Source organism: Serratia sp. UGAL515B_01 (assembly GCF_033095805.1).
GTDB lineage: Bacteria > Pseudomonadota > Gammaproteobacteria > Enterobacterales > Enterobacteriaceae > Chania.
In genome coordinates this window covers 2,243,683-2,260,394 of record NZ_CP109901.1, presented here as the reverse complement: position 1 = coordinate 2,260,394, position 16,712 = coordinate 2,243,683, and the positions used below count along the sequence as shown (strand labels likewise).

Here is a 16,712-nt window from a genome sequence, read left to right as displayed (position 1 = left end):
CATTACCCCTGTCAAATCAATAAAAGGCTGAGTTGTGATTCCGCTACATAATGAAGTCATGCGATGCTTTGGGCAATTTGCAGAACTGAGGAAGATGAAATGGAAATGACTAATGTCCAAAGGTTGATCCTGTCGAATCAATACAAAATGATGACAATGCTCGACCCAGACAACGCCGAACGTTATCGCCGTCTACAGACCATCATTGAACGCGGTTTTGGTTTACAAATGCGTGAACTGGATCGTGATTTTGGTGATATGAGTGAAGAGGTGTGTCGCACCATTATCAATATTATGGAGATGCACCATGCCCTGCAGGTATCTTGGGAAAATCTCAAGGGTCGTCAAGAATTGGATGTACGTCGTATTGCGTTTCTGGGATTTGATGCGGCGACTGAAGCGCGTTACCTGAGCTATGTTCGTTTCTTGGTCAATACGGAAGGACGCTATACACATTTCGATTCTGGCAGTCACGGTTTTAATGCTCAAACTAAAATGTGGGATAAGTACCAGCGCATGTTAGCAACCTGGCAATCCTGTCCGCGTCAATATCATTTGAGCGCCGTTGAAATTACACAAATTATTAATGCTTGATTGAACTCCTGCGCATGATTATCAACATTGAGCAGGGTATGTGCATCGAACCCGTTGCTTAACCGATGTTTTCTCGCCCCAAATTGATTAGGCCCCGCATGTGCGGGGTTTTTTGTGCTAGCTTTTAAGGCCTAGATCACTACCGGATGAACGCGTTTGAACAGCGAATTGCTTTGGGTCTTACTTTTATTGTTGATAGCCATCGTGCTGTTTACTACCAACAAGTTACGCATGGACGTGGTGGCTCTGTTGGTGATCATCGCATTTGTGTTGAGCGGCACTTTGAGCCTGCAAGAAGCAACCGTGGGGTTCAGCGACCCTAATGTCATTCTGATTGCTGCTTTGTTTGTGATAGGAGAAGGATTGGTAAGAACGGGGGTAGCCTATCAGGTGGGGGATTGGCTGGTGAAAGTAGCGGGTAGTAGTGAAACCAAAATGCTGGCGCTACTGATGTTCACCGTTGCCGGATTGGGTGCTTTTATGAGCTCTACTGGGGTAGTCGCTATTTTTATTCCTGTCGTGTTGAGCGTTGCCATACGAATGAAGATTTCACCAGGACGTTTGATGATGCCGCTGAGCTTTGCGGGGTTGATCAGTGGCATGATGACGTTGGTGGCAACGCCTCCGAATATGGTGGTGAACAGTGAACTGGTGCGTGAGGGGATTACCGGTTTCGGTTTCTTTGGTGTTACGCCAATTGGTTTGGTGGTTTTATTGCTGGGGGTTGGCTACATGTTGGTTGCACGCCGCTGGATGGGCGACAGCGGTAGTGCGAAGACTAAAGTCAGTTGGCAGCGCAGGACATTCCGCGATTTAATCCGTGATTATAGGTTAACTGGGCGGGCGCGCCGTTTAGCTATTCGCCGTGGTTCACCTTTAATAGGACGCTCACTGGATGAATTGCATCTGCGAGCCCGCTATAGCGCTAATGTTATCGGTATTGAGCGTTGGAAACGCTTTCGTCGTGTCATGGTCAGTGCCTTCGGTAGTACTGAACTTCGTGAAGGGGACGTACTGCTGATTGATATGTCGGATTGCGATATCGATCTGCGTGAGTTCTGTAGTGACCAACAGTTGGAGCCAATGGTGTTGAGAGGTGAGTATTTCTCTGAACAGTCGCGAAATGTGGGAATGGCTGAAGTTTCGCTCATTCCTGACTCTGGATTGTTAGGCCTAAGTGTGCGAGATGCCAGTTTCCGCAGCCGTTATGATCTTAATGTGGTAGGTATTCGTCGCGATGGTGAAGCCTTGGTAGGCAAGTTGGTCGATGAACCGATGGAACTTGGTGATATTCTATTAGTGGTTGGCGACTGGAAAGCCATTCGTCAATTGCAGGGCAAAACGCATGATTTCATCGTATTGAATCTGCCCGCCGAGGTGGACGAAGTTGCGCCAGCTATCAATCAGGCACCGCATGCGCTGTTTTGTCTGGCGCTGATGGTCGCAATGATGTTGACTGACGAGGTGCCCAATCCCATTGCTGCATTGATTGCCTGTCTCTTGATGGGGTACTTCCGCTGCATCGATATGGAAAGCGCTTATAAGGCTATTCACTGGCCAAGCATTATTTTGATTGTTGGTATGATGCCATTTGCGCAAGCACTACAGAAAACCGGTGGGGTAGACTTGATTGTTCGGGGGCTGATGGATGTTGCTGGCGATGCAGGGCCGCGTGTCATGCTGGTTTGCCTGTTTGTACTCTGTGCCAGCATTGGGTTGTTTATCTCCAATACTGCCACTGCGGTCTTAATGGCACCGATCGCTATTGCCACCGCTCGGGAAATGGGGGTATCACCTTACCCGTTTGCGATGATTATCGCGATTGCTGCCTCGGCTGCCTTTATGACACCGGTGTCATCGCCGGTAAATACGCTGGTATTGGGGCCGGGTAATTACAAGTTTGCTGATTTTGTCAGGATTGGTGTGCCTTTTACCGTGTTGGTTATGATTGTCAGTGTGATAGTCGTGCCGTGGTTATATACATTTTAGGCCCGGATCTACGCGAAATCATTCGAGTTGTATGGAAGCAACAAGTTGGCGATAAGTCTGATTGGAACAGCAGAAATAATGTTTACAACGGCCCTAAAGGACTACAGTAAACGCTTATGCAACTTGAAATATGACGAGTAACCGGGTCATCAATGATCAAAGTGGGGAATCGATACTGATCTCATCCAGCGACAGGCTAAAGCTTGGAACAAACACGTCCATAAAATAGTCCATTTCCGGGCTATGACGCAGTTTGAGGGTCTTCTCGAGACGTGCTTTTGCCAGCTTGAATTCATTATTGCCAGCCGACAATTCCTCGAGACATTTCAGATAGGCGCAAAGAGCATCTGCTTGTTTCACAATCAGTTTTTCATCCTCGCTGTAATAGTGCTCGTCGAGGATCGGGCGGAAATCGTTTTGTAACTCTTTCGGGATCATCTCCAACAATTTTTGTTGGGCAATTTTTTCTATTTTCTTGTATTCGTGGGCAATCTGCGGATTGTAATACTTGATGGGCGTTGGCATATCTCCCGTAAGTACTTCGCTGGCATCATGGTACATTGCCAGCAGTGCAACGCGCTCAACGTTCAGATTCCCGTTAAACTTGCGGTTCTTGATCACCGCTAACGCATGGGCAACAAATGCAACTTGCAGACTGTGCTCAGAAACATTTTCGGTTCGCACGTTGCGCATCAGTGGCCAGCGACTGATCAGCTTTAAACGTGACAAATGGGCAAAAAAGTGGCTTTGGCTCATAGTGTTCCCTTTAGATAACGGCTAGTGGAGACGGTTATTGTGAGCAGTGTAGGCGGGTTATGCAAAGCGATTTGTGCGCGATGCAGGCGCAGCGAACTGCGCCTTTAAACATTATTGGCAGTAGGTTTCGAGGAAGCGGCCCAGTTTCCCCACCGCCATTTCAAGTTCATCCACACGTGGCAGAGTCACAATGCGCACGTGATCAGGATGCGGCCAGTTGAATGCACTGCCTTGTACCAGAAGAACTTTTTCCTGCAACAGCAAATCCAGTACCATTTTCTGGTCGTCACGGATGTTAAAACGTTTGGCGTCGATGCGCGGGAACATATAGAGCGCCCCCATCGGTTTCACACAAGAAACGCCAGGAATATCGTTCAGCAGCTGCCAAGTACGCTCGCGCTGTTCATACAGACGACCACCCGGCTGGATAAATTCGCTGATGCTTTGATATCCCCCGAGTGCCGTTTGGATTGCATGCTGCATGGGTACGTTGGCGCACAGACGCATCGAAGCCAGCATTTCCAGCCCTTCAATGTAGCCTTTAGCATGTTTCTTTGGTCCATTGAGCACCATCCAACCCTGGCGGAAACCGGCGACGCGATAGGTTTTTGACAAACCATTGAACGTGACAGTTAGCAAGTCGGGTGCCAGTGTAGCGATGGAGTGGTGTTCGGCGTCGTCGTAAAGGATCTTATCGTAGATTTCATCAGCAAAAATGATCAGGTCATGTTGACGAGCAATCTCAACGATCTGTTCCAGTAATGCTTTGCTGTAGACCGCACCGGTCGGGTTATTCGGATTGATAATCACAATACCACGGGTACGTGGAGTGATTTTACTACGAATATCATCCAGGTCAGGGAACCAGCCCGCTTCTTCGTCACAGATATAGTGCACAGCCTTACCGCTGGAAAGAGAAACCGCTGCTGTCCACAAGGGATAGTCTGGAGCAGGGACTAACATCTCATCACCCGCGTTAAGCAGTGCCTGCATGGATTGCACAATCAATTCAGATACGCCGTTGCCAATGTAGATATCCTCAACCGTAACGTCGCGCATGTTGCGTGCCTGATAGTGCTGCATGATCGCTTTGCGAGCAGAATAAAGCCCTTTGGAGTCGCAGTAACCTTGTGCGGTTGGAAGATTACGAATCACATCAACCAGGATTTCGTCTGGGGCTTCGAAACCGAAAGGAGCGGGGTTACCAATGTTCAATTTCAGGACTTTATTGCCTTCTTCTTCAAGGCGTTTCGCTTCTTTGAGCACTGGGCCGCGAATATCGTAGCAGACGTTGTCCAGCTTGCTGGATTTCTCAATGGGGGACATAGAAAGTTGAGCCTTTTGCTTAGTAGGTAGGTGGGTGTCCCTACCGTGGAACACCTCAATCCGTTCAATGTACTCCTGGATGCACTGATTTTGAAGGGGTAGGAAAAGCTTTGGTGAAAACGAGCAGGCAATACGTATTTAAAGATATTTAAATCAAATTAAAATCAATTAAATGGCATTTAATTTTAGTTAAATTCTAAATTTTAGTTTTTAAAACTAAATCTCAGGTTGAGAAAAAGCAGTAGAGCTGTGCGGCAACAAGCAGAGCCTCCCTGACATTGGATGGAGAGTCAGATGGCAATAAAATTGTAACAAAATAATAATATGAACGTTATCGGGTGGATGTGTGCCGCAGACAATACCACACTTTAGTTAAACAAAAATTGCATTAAAGAATTTTGAGTATACGACTTAAGTTCTTTTTCAAGCGAGAGTGAACTATTAGGATAGTGAAAGTTCTTACTGTTAAAAGTTATTAATTTGGCTAATGAATATACTATGCTTAAGTGATTCAGACAGATCGGTAAATTAATACTGAATGCTAATCGACAAATCGGTTTTTTTAATCGAAATGAACGTTTTTTCGGCATGTTGTGTTGAAGTTATGGCGAGGTTGGTCACACGTAGCTGGTGACACGTAATCGACGAGTCAATTAAAGCAGTGAATGGGATAATGCAAGGTAATCGCCCTGAAGGAAGGCAGACAAATGGCGTTCTGCATTAGGGTTGATGTTATGAGAAGCAACAGCATTGAAGCATAGGAAATGTCACATATTGTGAAGTACGATGCGTGAAGAAAGTACTGGGTGTTAACACTTGACATCACACATTATTCTTAAGCGTAGTCGTTTTTTATTGCAATTTTCATCCATATTAACCAACCGTTAAGATAGTAGTGGATAAAAAGCGATATAGAAGAGATGACAATTATAAGTAATATTTTTGCCCTCCTCTGATGAGTGGGGTAATGTCGTGCCTGACGCTTGGCTCTCTAGCTGCGTCTTAGAAATACACCAGGGTAGTTTGTAAATTAGAATTTAAAAAGTGAAGAAAACACTATGACAACTGCAAATCGTCCGATAATTAATCTCGACCTCGATCTGCTTAGAACTTTTGTTGCTGTTGCTGATTTGAATACCTTCGCGGCGGCAGCGGCTGCCGTGTGTCGCACGCAGTCGGCGGTCAGTCAACAAATGCAGCGGTTAGAGCAATTGGTTGGCAAAGAGTTGTTTGCACGCCATGGGCGCAATAAGTTATTAACCGAACACGGAATACAGTTTCTCGGCTACGCTAGGAAAATCCTTCGTTTCAATGATGAAGCCTGTACGTCACTGATGTTCAATAATATCAATGGTGTTCTGTCGATCGGGGCTTCTGATGATAGTGCCGATACTATACTTCCTTATCTGCTAAACCGCGTCACGTCGGTTTATCCCAAGCTGGCGATTGATGTCCGGGTAAAGCGTAGTCCATTTATGGCAGATATGCTGAAGAATGGAGAAGTGGATTTGGCTATTACTACAGTGGATACCGGAGGGCATCCCCATATTGTTTTGCGCACATCACCAACGTTGTGGTACTGCGCTGCCGATTATAATTTCCAATCAGGGGTACCTATCCCACTGGTTGTGCTGGATGAACCAAGCCCGTTTCGAACTATGGCAATCAAACATCTTGATGCGGCTGGCGTTGCCTGGCGTATTGCCTACTCGGCTTCAACGTTATCCGCAGTACGGGCAGCGTGTAGGGCCGGTTTAGGGGTTACAGCCAGGCCAGTAGAGATGATGAGTCCAGACTTGAGGGTTCTGGGGGCCGCTGAGGGTTTACCACCGCTTCCCGATACGCAATATGCGTTATGCAAAGATATGGCGTGTGAAAATGAACTAGCTAGGGCAATCTTTAATGCAGTACAGAATGGAGGTGCAACGTACCATTTCGACGAAATATCACCAGTGATTGAAGAGAGTTCTTGCTTGTTTGAAGAAGAAGAATAACGTTCAAACAGATTTTTGTATAAACCTCTGCTATTGCAGGGGTTTTTTTATGCCTACTCTACGTAGGTTACTTCCCATTGTCAGTTCGTAGATCGTACTATTTGCCTTTTATTGCTCACCAAAGGCTAACCTAACTCGTGAAATGCTGCCCCTGATCTCACTAACATAGAGTAGAGACGAAATTAATTGTTCGAAAGTGTTATTTACTTCTTTTTTGCGAATAAACACTGCGGTGGTTTGAACAAATCTAGTCTGTATTTCTTTACGCAGTAAAAACAACAGAGAGTAAAGGACTTGAAAAGAGTGGGTCTATTAGGTGATTTGCTGTCTTATTTTTACTCACAATTGAAAAAAATTGTTAAACTACTGTAGTTTATTTGAAGCTTTCTGCATGAAACGTGTTCTGGATCAAAAAAATACCCCTAGGTAGTGAGTGGAACAACAGGGAAATCCTGAGACAATGATATAGTAAAACTGAAATATACACATTGGTTTATATTTTTCCGTTTTTGCACAACAACGGACTGACACGATTTAGCCGCTGCTGGCGCATCATATGTTAATCAAATAATACATATGTAAACTAATGTGTGGATACTTTTGTCAAAGTTGACAAAAGGTTATAGATAGGAGTAAAAAGCCCACAGAAAAATGCTGCCTAACTCTCTGTAAAAGCAGTATGTTTGTGTGGATATTTATCCTTCCCTTAAATCGATGTGGTGCACTAACTGCCAGAAACAAGAGCAGAGCGTTCGACGCCACTTTTGATGAGTAAGCATAGAGTATGTCTACAACCACTGAAGTTATCGCTCATCACTGGGCATTCGCTGTATTTCTCGTTTTGGCTCTTGGGCTTTGCGGGTTCATGCTGCTAGGTGCGTTCTTTCTGGGTGGGAGAGCCCGGGCTCGTGCTAAAAATACCCCTTATGAATCAGGGATAGACTCGGTCGGTTCGGCGCGTATGCGTCTTTCCGCCAAGTTTTACTTGGTTGCTATGTTTTTCGTTATTTTCGATGTTGAAGCCTTATACCTGTATGCTTGGTCGATCTCTATTCGTGAGAGCGGTTGGGTAGGCTTTATCGAAGCCGCCATTTTCATTTTGGTGTTATTGGTTGGGCTGGTTTATCTGGTGCGTATTGGCGCATTGGATTGGACTCCGGTGCGCTCCAGGCGCCTGAGCAAACCAGGCACAATCAAGAACGCCAGCAACAGTCATCCGCAGTAACAGCGAGGCATTAAGATGGACTATACGCTCACCCGCATAGACCCGAACGGTGAGAATGACCGTTATCCCCTGCAAAAACAGGAGGTCGTTGGCGATCCCCTGGAGCAGCAGGTTCACCGCACAGTTTACATGGGTAAACTCGAACATGCTTTGCATGACATGGTGAACTGGGGGCGTAAAAACTCTCTTTGGCCGTACAACTTCGGCCTTTCGTGCTGTTATGTGGAAATGGTGACCTCTTTTACCGCTGTTCACGACGTAGCGCGTTTTGGTGCAGAAGTATTGCGTGCTTCTCCTCGTCAGGCAGACTTCATGGTAGTTGCAGGCACCTGTTTTACCAAGATGGCACCGGTCATTCAGCGCCTCTATGAGCAAATGTTGGAACCTAAGTGGGTAATCTCTATGGGAGCCTGTGCCAACTCAGGCGGCATGTATGATATCTACTCTGTCGTACAAGGCGTGGATAAATTCTTGCCGGTTGATGTATATATTCCAGGTTGTCCGCCGCGGCCAGAAGCTTACATGCAGGCTTTGTTGCTGTTGCAGGAGTCGATTGGTAAAGAACGCCGCCCACTATCTTGGGTTGTAGGCGATCAAGGGGTTTACCGTGCCAATATGCAGTCTGAAAAAGAACGTAAGCATGCCGAGCGTATTGCGGTAACCAACCTTCGGACGCCTGACGAGATTTAAGACGTTCATTCAACGTCCATCTTAGTGCGCTATTGGTTAACACAGCGAAAGTCGAACTTGCGGCGAAATGACCCTTTAGTGTGGTGAAAAAATTATGACAGATTTAACGACGCACGAAGCCCTGCCTGCCTGGCAGACCCGCGATCATCTAGATGATCCGGTGATTGGTGAACTGCGTAACCGTTTTGGGCCGGAAGCCTTTACTGTTCAGCCTACCCGTACCGGAATGCCTGTGGTATGGGTAAAGCCCGACCAGTTGCTGGAAGTCATGACATTCCTGAGAAAACAGCCTAAGCCTTACGTCATGCTGTTTGATTTGCATGGCGTTGACGAGCGTCTTCGTACTCATCGACAGGGCTTGCCTGCTGCTGATTTCTCTGTTTTCTATCATCTTATCTCCATTGAACGTAACCGTGACATCATGCTGAAAGTGGCGCTGTCTGAAAAAGACTTGCATGTGCCCACAGCAACCAAAGTGTTTCCCAATGCCAACTGGTATGAGCGCGAAACCTGGGAAATGTTTGGTATTACCTTTGATGGTCATCCCCACCTAACGCGCATCATGATGCCTCAAAGTTGGGAAGGTCACCCGTTACGTAAAGATTACCCGGCGCGTGCCACAGAATTCGATCCCTTCGTGTTGACCAAACAGAAAGAAGATCTCGAAATGGAGTCGTTGAAATTCAAGCCGGAAGAGTGGGGCATGAAGCGTGGCACCGAAAATGAGGACTTCATGTTCCTGAACCTCGGTCCAAACCACCCTTCTTCGCACGGTGCGTTTCGTATCATTCTTCAGTTGGACGGCGAAGAGATTGTCGACTGTGTGCCGGATGTGGGATATCACCACCGGGGTGCCGAGAAGATGGGCGAACGCCAATCTTGGCATAGCTACATTCCTTATACCGACCGTATTGAGTATCTTGGCGGCTGTGTAAACGAAATGCCTTACGTTCTGGCGGTTGAAAAACTGGCTGGGATCGTGGTGCCAGATCGTGTTAATACCATCCGTGTGATGCTCTCTGAACTGTTCCGTATCAATAGCCACTTACTTTACATCAGTACCTTCATCCAGGACGTCGGGGCGATGACTCCGGTGTTCTTCGCCTTTACCGATCGTCAAAAAGTATATGATGTGGTAGAGGCGATTACTGGCTTCCGTATGCACCCGGCCTGGTTCCGTATTGGTGGTGTAGCACACGACTTGCCACGTGGTTGGGACCGTCTACTGCGCGATTTCCTCGACTGGATGCCAAAACGTATCGATTCTTATGTTAAGGCAGCATTGAAAAACACCATTCTGAAAGGGCGTTCCGTAGGAGTAGCTTCTTACAATGCAAAAGAAGCATTGGAGTGGGGGGTGACAGGTGCAGGCCTTCGCGCTACCGGTATCGAATTTGATGTGCGTAAATGGCGTCCATATTCCGGTTACGAAAACTTCGATTTTGAAGTGCCAGTCGGTGATGGTAACAGTGACTGTTACACCCGCGTGATGCTGAAGGTAGAAGAGCTGCGTCAGAGCCTGCGTATTCTGGAACAGTGCCTGAACAACATGCCCGAAGGGCCGTTCAAGGCCGATCATCCTTTGACCACTCCACCGCCTAAAGAGCGTACGCTGCAGCATATTGAGACGCTGATCACCCACTTCCTCCAGGTTTCGTGGGGGCCGGTGATGCCAGCCAACGAATCATTTCAGATGATTGAGGCGACAAAAGGGATTAACAGCTACTACTTGACCAGCGACGGCAGCACCATGAGCTATCGCACCAGGATACGAACCCCAAGCTATGCGCACCTGCAGCAAATCCCGGCAGTTATTCGTGGCAGCCTGGTTTCGGACCTGATCGTCTATCTGGGTAGTATCGATTTTGTAATGTCAGATGTGGACCGCTAACTATGCATGATCTCAAAGATAATCACGCGACTGATGCCTCCGTACCGCAGAGCGGCGCGGAGGCATTTGTGCTGAGCGTGGAGGAACGTGATGCGATCGAGCATGAAAAGCATCATTACGAGGATCCGCGAGCTGCTTCCATTGAAGCACTGAAAATTGTGCAGAAGCAGCGTGGTTGGGTTCCGGATGGAGCAATTTATGCCATCGCAGAAGTGCTGGGCATACCTGCCAGCGACGTAGAAGGCGTGGCCACGTTCTACAGCCAGATTTTCCGTCAGCCCGTGGGGCGTCACGTAATACGTTATTGCGATAGCGTTGTTTGTCATATCAATGGCTATCAGGGCATTCAGGCCGCATTGGAAAAAAAGCTCGACATCAAGCCGGGTCAAACTACCTTTGATGGCCGTTTTACACTGTTGCCGACCTGCTGCCTGGGTAACTGTGACAAAGGCCCAAGCATGATGATCGATGACGATACGCATGAACGGTTGACGCCCGAAAACGCAGTTAAACTGTTGGAGCAGTATAAATGATGATAGATATCAAACGTACTGCCGAAATGCATCCGCTGACCTGGCGCCTGCGTGATGACAACCAGCCTGTGTGGCTGGATGAGTATCGCAGCAAAAATGGTTATCAAGGGGCAGAAAAAGCCCTCAAAGGAATGGCTCCCGATGAGATTGTCAATCTGGTAAAAGACGCCGGGCTGAAAGGCCGTGGCGGCGCAGGCTTCTCTACCGGTTTGAAGTGGAGTTTGATGCCAAAAGATGAATCTATGAACATCCGTTATCTACTGTGTAACGCTGATGAGATGGAGCCTGGCACCTATAAAGATCGCTTGCTGATGGAGCAACTGCCGCACTTGTTGGTCGAGGGGATGTTGATCTCTGCATTCGCTTTGAAAGCTTATCGTGGTTACATTTTCTTGCGTGGTGAATACGTTGAGGCTGCCGTGCATTTGCGTCGTGCAATTGCCGAAGCAACTGAAGCGGGCTTGCTGGGTAAAAATATTCTGGGCAGCGGTTTCGATTTTGAACTGTTCGTGCACACCGGTGCAGGTCGCTATATCTGCGGTGAAGAAACGGCACTGATCAACTCGCTAGAAGGGCGCCGAGCCAACCCACGTTCAAAACCGCCATTCCCTGCCTCCGCAGGCGTATGGGGCAAACCTACGTGCGTGAACAACGTTGAAACCCTGTGCAACGTACCCGCGATTCTTGAACATGGTGTTGAGTGGTACAAAGGGATTTCTGCCGGTAAGAGTAACGATGCTGGAACCAAGCTCATGGGCTTCTCTGGTCGGGTGAAAAACCCTGGCGTTTGGGAATTGCCATTTGGTACTACCGCACGTGAAATATTGGAGGATTATGCGGGTGGTATGCGTGACGGCCTGAGGTTCAAAGCTTGGCAGCCGGGGGGGCTGGTACAGACTTCTTGACCGCCGACCATCTTGATCTGCCGATGGATTTCGAGAATATAGGCAAGGCGGGTAGCCGTTTGGGTACGGCGCTGGCGATGGCAGTAGACCACGAAATCGGCATGGTTCCTTTGGTGCGTAATCTGGAGGAGTTTTTTGCCCGTGAGTCCTGCGGCTGGTGCACGCCGTGCCGCGATGGTTTGCCTTGGAGTGTGAAGATCCTACGTGCGTTGGAGAAGGGGGAAGGTCAACCGGGGGATATTGAAACCCTTGAGCATCTATGCCGCTCCCTTGGGCCAGGCAAGACATTTTGCGCCCATGCGCCAGGTGCCGTAGAGCCACTGCAAAGCGCGATTAAATATTTCCGTGACGAGTTTGAAGCCGGTATTGCTCCCCAGTATTTGGGCAACGTCCAGGCGATTGGCGGCATTCAGCCAAACAACTTGCTGAAGCAGCGCTGGTAATCCCAGGTTGCCTGGGTGCGGTGAGCGCGCCCCGAAACACGGCCAGAATTTTTGATTAATGCCTGCCATATGGCAGGTCACTTGGAAGCATGCTGACTATGGCTACGATTCATGTAGACGGCAAAGAATACGACGTGGAAGGAGCCGACAACCTGTTGCAGGCGTGTCTCTCTCTCGGACTCGATATTCCTTACTTTTGCTGGCATCCGGCGCTTGGAAGCGTCGGCGCTTGCCGCCAATGTGCGGTAAAGCAATACCAAAACGCGGACGATACGCGTGGCCGTTTGGTGATGTCCTGTATGACACCAGCATCAGATGGAACCTTTATCTCCATCGACGATGCAGAAGCCAAACAGTTCCGTGAGAGTGTTGTTGAGTGGTTGATGACTAATCACCCACATGACTGTCCGGTATGTGAAGAGGGCGGTAACTGTCACCTGCAAGATATGACAGTCATGACCGGCCACAGCTTCCGTAAATACCGTTTCAGTAAACGCACTCATCAAAATCAGGAGTTGGGGCCTTTTATCTCTCATGAGATGAACCGCTGTATTGCCTGCTATCGCTGTGTGCGTTATTACAAAGACTATGCTGACGGCACTGATTTTGGTGTATACGGCGCACATGACAACGTCTATTTTGGTCGCCCCGAAAGTGGCACACTGGAGAGCGAGTTTTCTGGCAACCTGGTAGAGGTTTGCCCGACAGGCGTGTTCACCGACAAGACCCATTCAGAGCGCTATAACCGCAAGTGGGACATGCAATTTGCCCCGAGCATTTGCCAACAGTGCAGTATTGGCTGTAATACCAGTCCTGGTGAGCGTTATGGTGAGCTGCGCCGTATCGAAAACCGCTACAACGGTAGTGTAAACCACTACTTCCTTTGTGACCGTGGTCGGTTTGGTTACGGGTATGTGAATCTGAAAGATCGCCCTCGCCAGCCACAACAGCTGCGTGGTAAAGATTGGGTCACTCTTAACGCCGAGCAGGCGATGCAAGGCGCTGCCGACATTCTGCGTCAGGCTAAGAAAACCATTGGTATCGGTTCACCGCGAGCCAGCTTGGAAAGCAACTTTGCGTTGCGTGAGCTGGTAGGTGCAGAGAACTTCTATACCGGCATAGCTCAGGCAGAACAGCAACGCTTAAGCCTGATGCTCAACGTATTGAAAAATAGCGGTGTTCACACCCCTAATCTGCGTGAAATCGAAAGTTATGATGCGGTGCTGGTGTTGGGTGAAGATCTCACCCAGACCGGAGCTCGTATCGCGCTCTCTGTCCGTCAGGCCGTGAAGGGTAAAGCACGTGCAATGGCCGCTGCACAACGTGTTGCCGACTGGCAGATCGCGGCAGTGCAGAACATTGGTCAGCACGCCAAGCACCCGTTGTTTATCACCAATGTTGACAGTACCCGCCTTGATGATATTGCAGCCTGGAACTATCGTGCACCGGTTGATGAGCAGGCCCGTTTAGGTTTTGCCATTGCCCATGCGCTTGACGATTCGGCTCCTGCTGTCACCGATCTTGCCGAAGGTCTGAATAAGAAAATTGACGTGATTGTGCAGGCTTTAGCAGGTGCACAGAAACCCCTGATCGTTACCGGCAGTAATGCGGGCAGCGAGGCAATTATTGAAGCTGCCGCCAATATCGCTAGGGCGCTTAAAGGGCGTGGTTCCAACGTCGGTATCACCTTTGTTGCCTCTGCGGCTAACAGCCTCGGCCTGGCGATGATTGGTGGCGGTTCCCTTGATGATGCATTGATGCAGTTGGAAAGTGGTGCAGCCGATACCGCCATCGTGATGGAGAACGATCTCTATCGCCATGCTCCTGCGTCGAAAGTAGATGCCGCGTTAGCTAAGGCTAGTAACCTGATCGTTGCTGATCATCAGCGCACAGCCATCATGGATAAAGCCAATTTAATCCTTTCCGCAGCCAGTTTTGCCGAGAGTGATGGTACGTTGGTTAATCAGGAAGGTCGTGCTCAGCGTTTCTTCCAGGTGTATGACCCGGCTTATTACGATGATGCCAAGAAAAATGTCCACAGTGTGATGTTGGAAAGCTGGCGTTGGATGCACGCGTTGCACTCAACCTATATTAGCCGGCAGGTTGACTGGACTCAGCTTGATGATGTTATTGCGGCATGTGTGGCTGCGTTACCGCAGTTGGAAGGGATCGTTGAGGCTGCTCCAGATGCTAATTTCCGTATCCGTGGCCAGAAGTTGGCTCGTTCTCCACACCGCTCCAGCGGGCGTACTGCGATGCGTGCCAACATCAGCGTGCATGAACCACGTCAGCCACAGGACAAAGACACTATGTTTGCCTTCTCTATGGAAGGTAATAACAGTCCACTAGCGGATCGTCAGCAGATCCCATTTGCCTGGGCACCAGGTTGGAACTCACCACAGGCATGGAACAAGTTCCAGGCTGAGGTCGGAGGTAGCCTGCGTCATGGCGATCCAGGCATTCGCCTGATTGAAGCAGGGGAGGCTAATCTTGGCTATTTCACTAACATCCCGGCTGCTTTTAAGGTTGATGGCTGGCGTGTTGCGCCTTACTACCATCTGTTCGGCAGTGATGAAATGTCTCAGCGTTCAGCTGTGATCCAACAGCGTATGCCGCAAGCCTATGTGATGGTTAACCCTTCAGATGCTGTCCTGTTAGGTGTAAAAACGGGAGCATGGCTGGAATTTAGCTGTGCGGGGCAGTTGCTACGCTTGCCGGTTCGTTTGAGTGAAACACTGGGACAAGGCCAGGTTGGTTTACCGCTCGGCTTGCCAGGGATACCGCCAGTGCTGGTGGGTGCAACGGTTGAAAATCTGCGGGAGGCGGCACAATGAGCTGGTTTACGCCTGAGGTGATCGACATCCTGATCGCCATTCTGAAAGCGGTAGTGATCCTGCTGGTCGTTGTAAGCTGTGGCGCTTTCATGAGTTTTGGTGAGCGCCGTCTGCTGGGGTTGTTCCAGAACCGTTACGGGCCTAACCGTGTCGGCTGGGGCGGGTCACTGCAATTAGTCGCTGACATGATCAAAATGTTCTTCAAGGAAGACTGGGTTCCGACCTTCTCCGACAGGATGATCTTTACCCTGGCACCGATGATCGCCTTCACTTCCTTATTACTGGCATTTGCCATTGTACCTGTCAGTCCTAGCTGGGCGGTGTCCGATCTCAACATCGGTATTCTGTTCTTCTTGATGATGGCGGGCTTGGCAGTGTATGCGGTGCTGTTCGCCGGGTGGTCAAGTAATAACAAATACTCCCTGTTAGGTGCGATGCGTGCTTCTGCGCAGACTCTGAGCTATGAAGTGTTTCTCGGCCTGTCATTGATGGGGGTAGTCGCGCAAGCTGGTTCGTTTAACATGCAGGCGATTGTGGAGTCACAGGCCCACGTCTGGAACATTATTCCACAATTCTTTGGTTTTATTACCTTTGCAATTGCTGGGGTGGCAGTATGCCATCGCCATCCGTTTGACCAGCCTGAAGCTGAGCAGGAATTGGCCGATGGTTACCATATTGAATATTCCGGTATGAAGTTTGGTCTGTTCTTTGTCGGGGAATACATCGGTATTGTTACCGTTTCAGCACTGATTGTGACGTTGTTTTTTGGCGGTTGGCAGGGGCCATTCTTGCCTCCATTTATCTGGTTCGCGCTGAAAACGGCTTTTTTCATGGTGATGTTTATTCTGATCCGTGCCTCTTTGCCGCGCCCACGCTATGACCAGGTAATGGCCTTTGGCTGGAAAGTGTGCTTGCCGCTGACATTGCTTAATCTGCTGGCAACTGCCGCGGTTATTTTGTACAACGCTCAATAAGGGGTGAATAAACCATGACATTGAAAGAGTTAGTGGTTGGTTTCGGCACCCAGGTGCGCAGCCTTTGGATGATTGGCTTGCATGCCTTCGCCAAACGCGAAACCCAAATGTATCCAGAGGAACCGGTATATCTGCCGCCTCGCTACCGTGGTCGCATCGTGCTGACGCGCGATCCTGATGGCGAAGAGCGTTGTGTGGCATGCAACTTGTGTGCGGTTGCTTGCCCGGTAGGCTGTATTTCTCTGCAAAAGGCGGAGCAAAAAGACGGGCGCTGGTATCCAGAGTTTTTCCGTATTAACTTTTCGCGTTGCATTTTTTGTGGCCTGTGCGAAGAAGCATGTCCAACCACAGCGATCCAGTTGACGCCGGATTTTGAAATGGGTGAATTCAAACGCCAAGATCTGGTGTATGAAAAAGAAGATCTGTTGATCTCGGGGCCGGGTAAATATCCGGAATATAACTTCTACCGGATGGCCGGTATGGCAATTGACGGCAAAGCCAAAGGCGAAGCCGAAAATGAAGCCAAACCGATCGATGTCAAAGGTCTGTTGCCGTAGG

At 49.0% G+C, this 16,712-nt stretch carries 12 protein-coding genes and 1 pseudogene; 11 read left to right on the top strand and 2 right to left on the bottom strand.

Annotated elements, in window-relative coordinates; translation table 11 throughout:
- The first annotated feature begins 99 nt into the window (after positions 1–99).
- Together OK023_RS10155 and OK023_RS10150 are read left to right on the top strand one after the other, a co-directional pair.
- Positions 100–594, top strand: coding sequence for a YfbU family protein (locus OK023_RS10155; RefSeq protein WP_317692621.1), 495 nt, complete (start codon positions 100–102; stop codon positions 592–594).
- 156 nt (positions 595–750) lie between these two features.
- Complete coding sequence (locus tag OK023_RS10150) at positions 751–2,583, top strand: SLC13 family permease (protein WP_317692620.1); 1,833 nt, start codon at positions 751–753, stop codon at positions 2,581–2,583.
- A 156-nt stretch (positions 2,584–2,739) separates the two neighbouring features.
- Here the strand turns inward: OK023_RS10150 and yfbR are convergent, their stop codons facing one another.
- Positions 2,740–3,339, bottom strand: coding sequence for a 5'-deoxynucleotidase (gene yfbR / locus OK023_RS10145; RefSeq protein ID WP_317692619.1), 600 nt, complete (start codon positions 3,337–3,339; stop codon positions 2,740–2,742).
- A gap of 111 nt (positions 3,340–3,450) precedes the next feature.
- Positions 3,451–4,665, bottom strand: coding sequence for a pyridoxal phosphate-dependent aminotransferase (locus OK023_RS10140; RefSeq protein ID WP_317692618.1), 1,215 nt, complete (start codon positions 4,663–4,665; stop codon positions 3,451–3,453).
- A 1,058-nt stretch (positions 4,666–5,723) separates the two neighbouring features.
- On the opposite strand from OK023_RS10140, the gene lrhA reads away from it, so the two are divergent.
- The 9 genes and pseudogenes from lrhA (at position 5,724) to nuoI (ending at position 16,711) form a co-directional block, all read left to right on the top strand.
- Positions 5,724–6,659, top strand: a complete 936-nt coding sequence (gene lrhA / locus OK023_RS10135) for a transcriptional regulator LrhA (protein ID WP_317692617.1) — start codon at positions 5,724–5,726, stop codon at positions 6,657–6,659.
- Between the two features lie 784 nt (positions 6,660–7,443).
- Positions 7,444–7,884: an NADH-quinone oxidoreductase subunit A gene (locus OK023_RS10130; protein ID WP_317692616.1), complete on the top strand. Its 441-nt coding sequence runs from the start codon at positions 7,444–7,446 to the stop codon at positions 7,882–7,884.
- A gap of 15 nt (positions 7,885–7,899) precedes the next feature.
- On the top strand, positions 7,900–8,574 hold the full coding sequence (locus OK023_RS10125; RefSeq protein ID WP_317692615.1) for an NADH-quinone oxidoreductase subunit B: 675 nt from the start codon (positions 7,900–7,902) through the stop codon (positions 8,572–8,574).
- Positions 8,575–8,668: 94 nt separating this feature from the next.
- Positions 8,669–10,465, top strand: a complete 1,797-nt coding sequence (nuoC, locus tag OK023_RS10120) for an NADH-quinone oxidoreductase subunit C/D (RefSeq protein WP_317692614.1) — start codon at positions 8,669–8,671, stop codon at positions 10,463–10,465.
- Positions 10,466–10,467: 2 nt separating this feature from the next.
- Positions 10,468–10,998 carry an NADH-quinone oxidoreductase subunit NuoE gene (nuoE, locus tag OK023_RS10115; protein ID WP_317692613.1) on the top strand — a complete coding sequence of 177 codons (531 nt, stop codon included), beginning with the start codon at positions 10,468–10,470 and terminating at the stop codon, positions 10,996–10,998.
- Positions 10,995–12,346: pseudogene (gene nuoF, locus OK023_RS10110) on the top strand (NADH-quinone oxidoreductase subunit NuoF). The gene nuoE and the pseudogene nuoF overlap by 4 nt, the downstream one beginning before the upstream one ends.
- A gap of 98 nt (positions 12,347–12,444) precedes the next feature.
- Complete coding sequence (gene nuoG, locus OK023_RS10105) at positions 12,445–15,180, top strand: NADH-quinone oxidoreductase subunit NuoG (protein WP_317692612.1); 2,736 nt, start codon at positions 12,445–12,447, stop codon at positions 15,178–15,180.
- Positions 15,177–16,154, top strand: a complete 978-nt coding sequence (gene nuoH / locus OK023_RS10100) for an NADH-quinone oxidoreductase subunit NuoH (RefSeq protein WP_317692611.1) — start codon at positions 15,177–15,179, stop codon at positions 16,152–16,154. The genes nuoG and nuoH overlap by 4 nt, the downstream gene beginning before the upstream one ends.
- 14 nt (positions 16,155–16,168) lie before the next feature.
- Positions 16,169–16,711: an NADH-quinone oxidoreductase subunit NuoI gene (gene nuoI, locus OK023_RS10095; RefSeq protein ID WP_021178518.1), complete on the top strand. Its 543-nt coding sequence runs from the start codon at positions 16,169–16,171 to the stop codon at positions 16,709–16,711.
- Position 16,712 lies beyond the last annotated feature (1 nt).

Coding starts and splice junctions, on each gene's coding strand:
- OK023_RS10155 (WP_317692621.1), top strand. CDS start 100: ATGGAAATGACTAATGTCCAAAGGTTGATCCTGTCGAATCAATACAAA.
- yfbR (WP_317692619.1), bottom strand. CDS start 3,339: ATGAGCCAAAGCCACTTTTTTGCCCATTTGTCACGTTTAAAGCTGATC.
- OK023_RS10140 (WP_317692618.1), bottom strand. CDS start 4,665: ATGTCCCCCATTGAGAAATCCAGCAAGCTGGACAACGTCTGCTACGAT.
- lrhA (WP_317692617.1), top strand. CDS start 5,724: ATGACAACTGCAAATCGTCCGATAATTAATCTCGACCTCGATCTGCTT.
- OK023_RS10130 (WP_317692616.1), top strand. CDS start 7,444: ATGTCTACAACCACTGAAGTTATCGCTCATCACTGGGCATTCGCTGTA.
- OK023_RS10125 (WP_317692615.1), top strand. CDS start 7,900: ATGGACTATACGCTCACCCGCATAGACCCGAACGGTGAGAATGACCGT.
- nuoC (WP_317692614.1), top strand. CDS start 8,669: ATGACAGATTTAACGACGCACGAAGCCCTGCCTGCCTGGCAGACCCGC.
- nuoE (WP_317692613.1), top strand. CDS start 10,468: ATGCATGATCTCAAAGATAATCACGCGACTGATGCCTCCGTACCGCAG.
- nuoG (WP_317692612.1), top strand. CDS start 12,445: ATGGCTACGATTCATGTAGACGGCAAAGAATACGACGTGGAAGGAGCC.
- nuoH (WP_317692611.1), top strand. CDS start 15,177: ATGAGCTGGTTTACGCCTGAGGTGATCGACATCCTGATCGCCATTCTG.
- nuoI (WP_021178518.1), top strand. CDS start 16,169: ATGACATTGAAAGAGTTAGTGGTTGGTTTCGGCACCCAGGTGCGCAGC.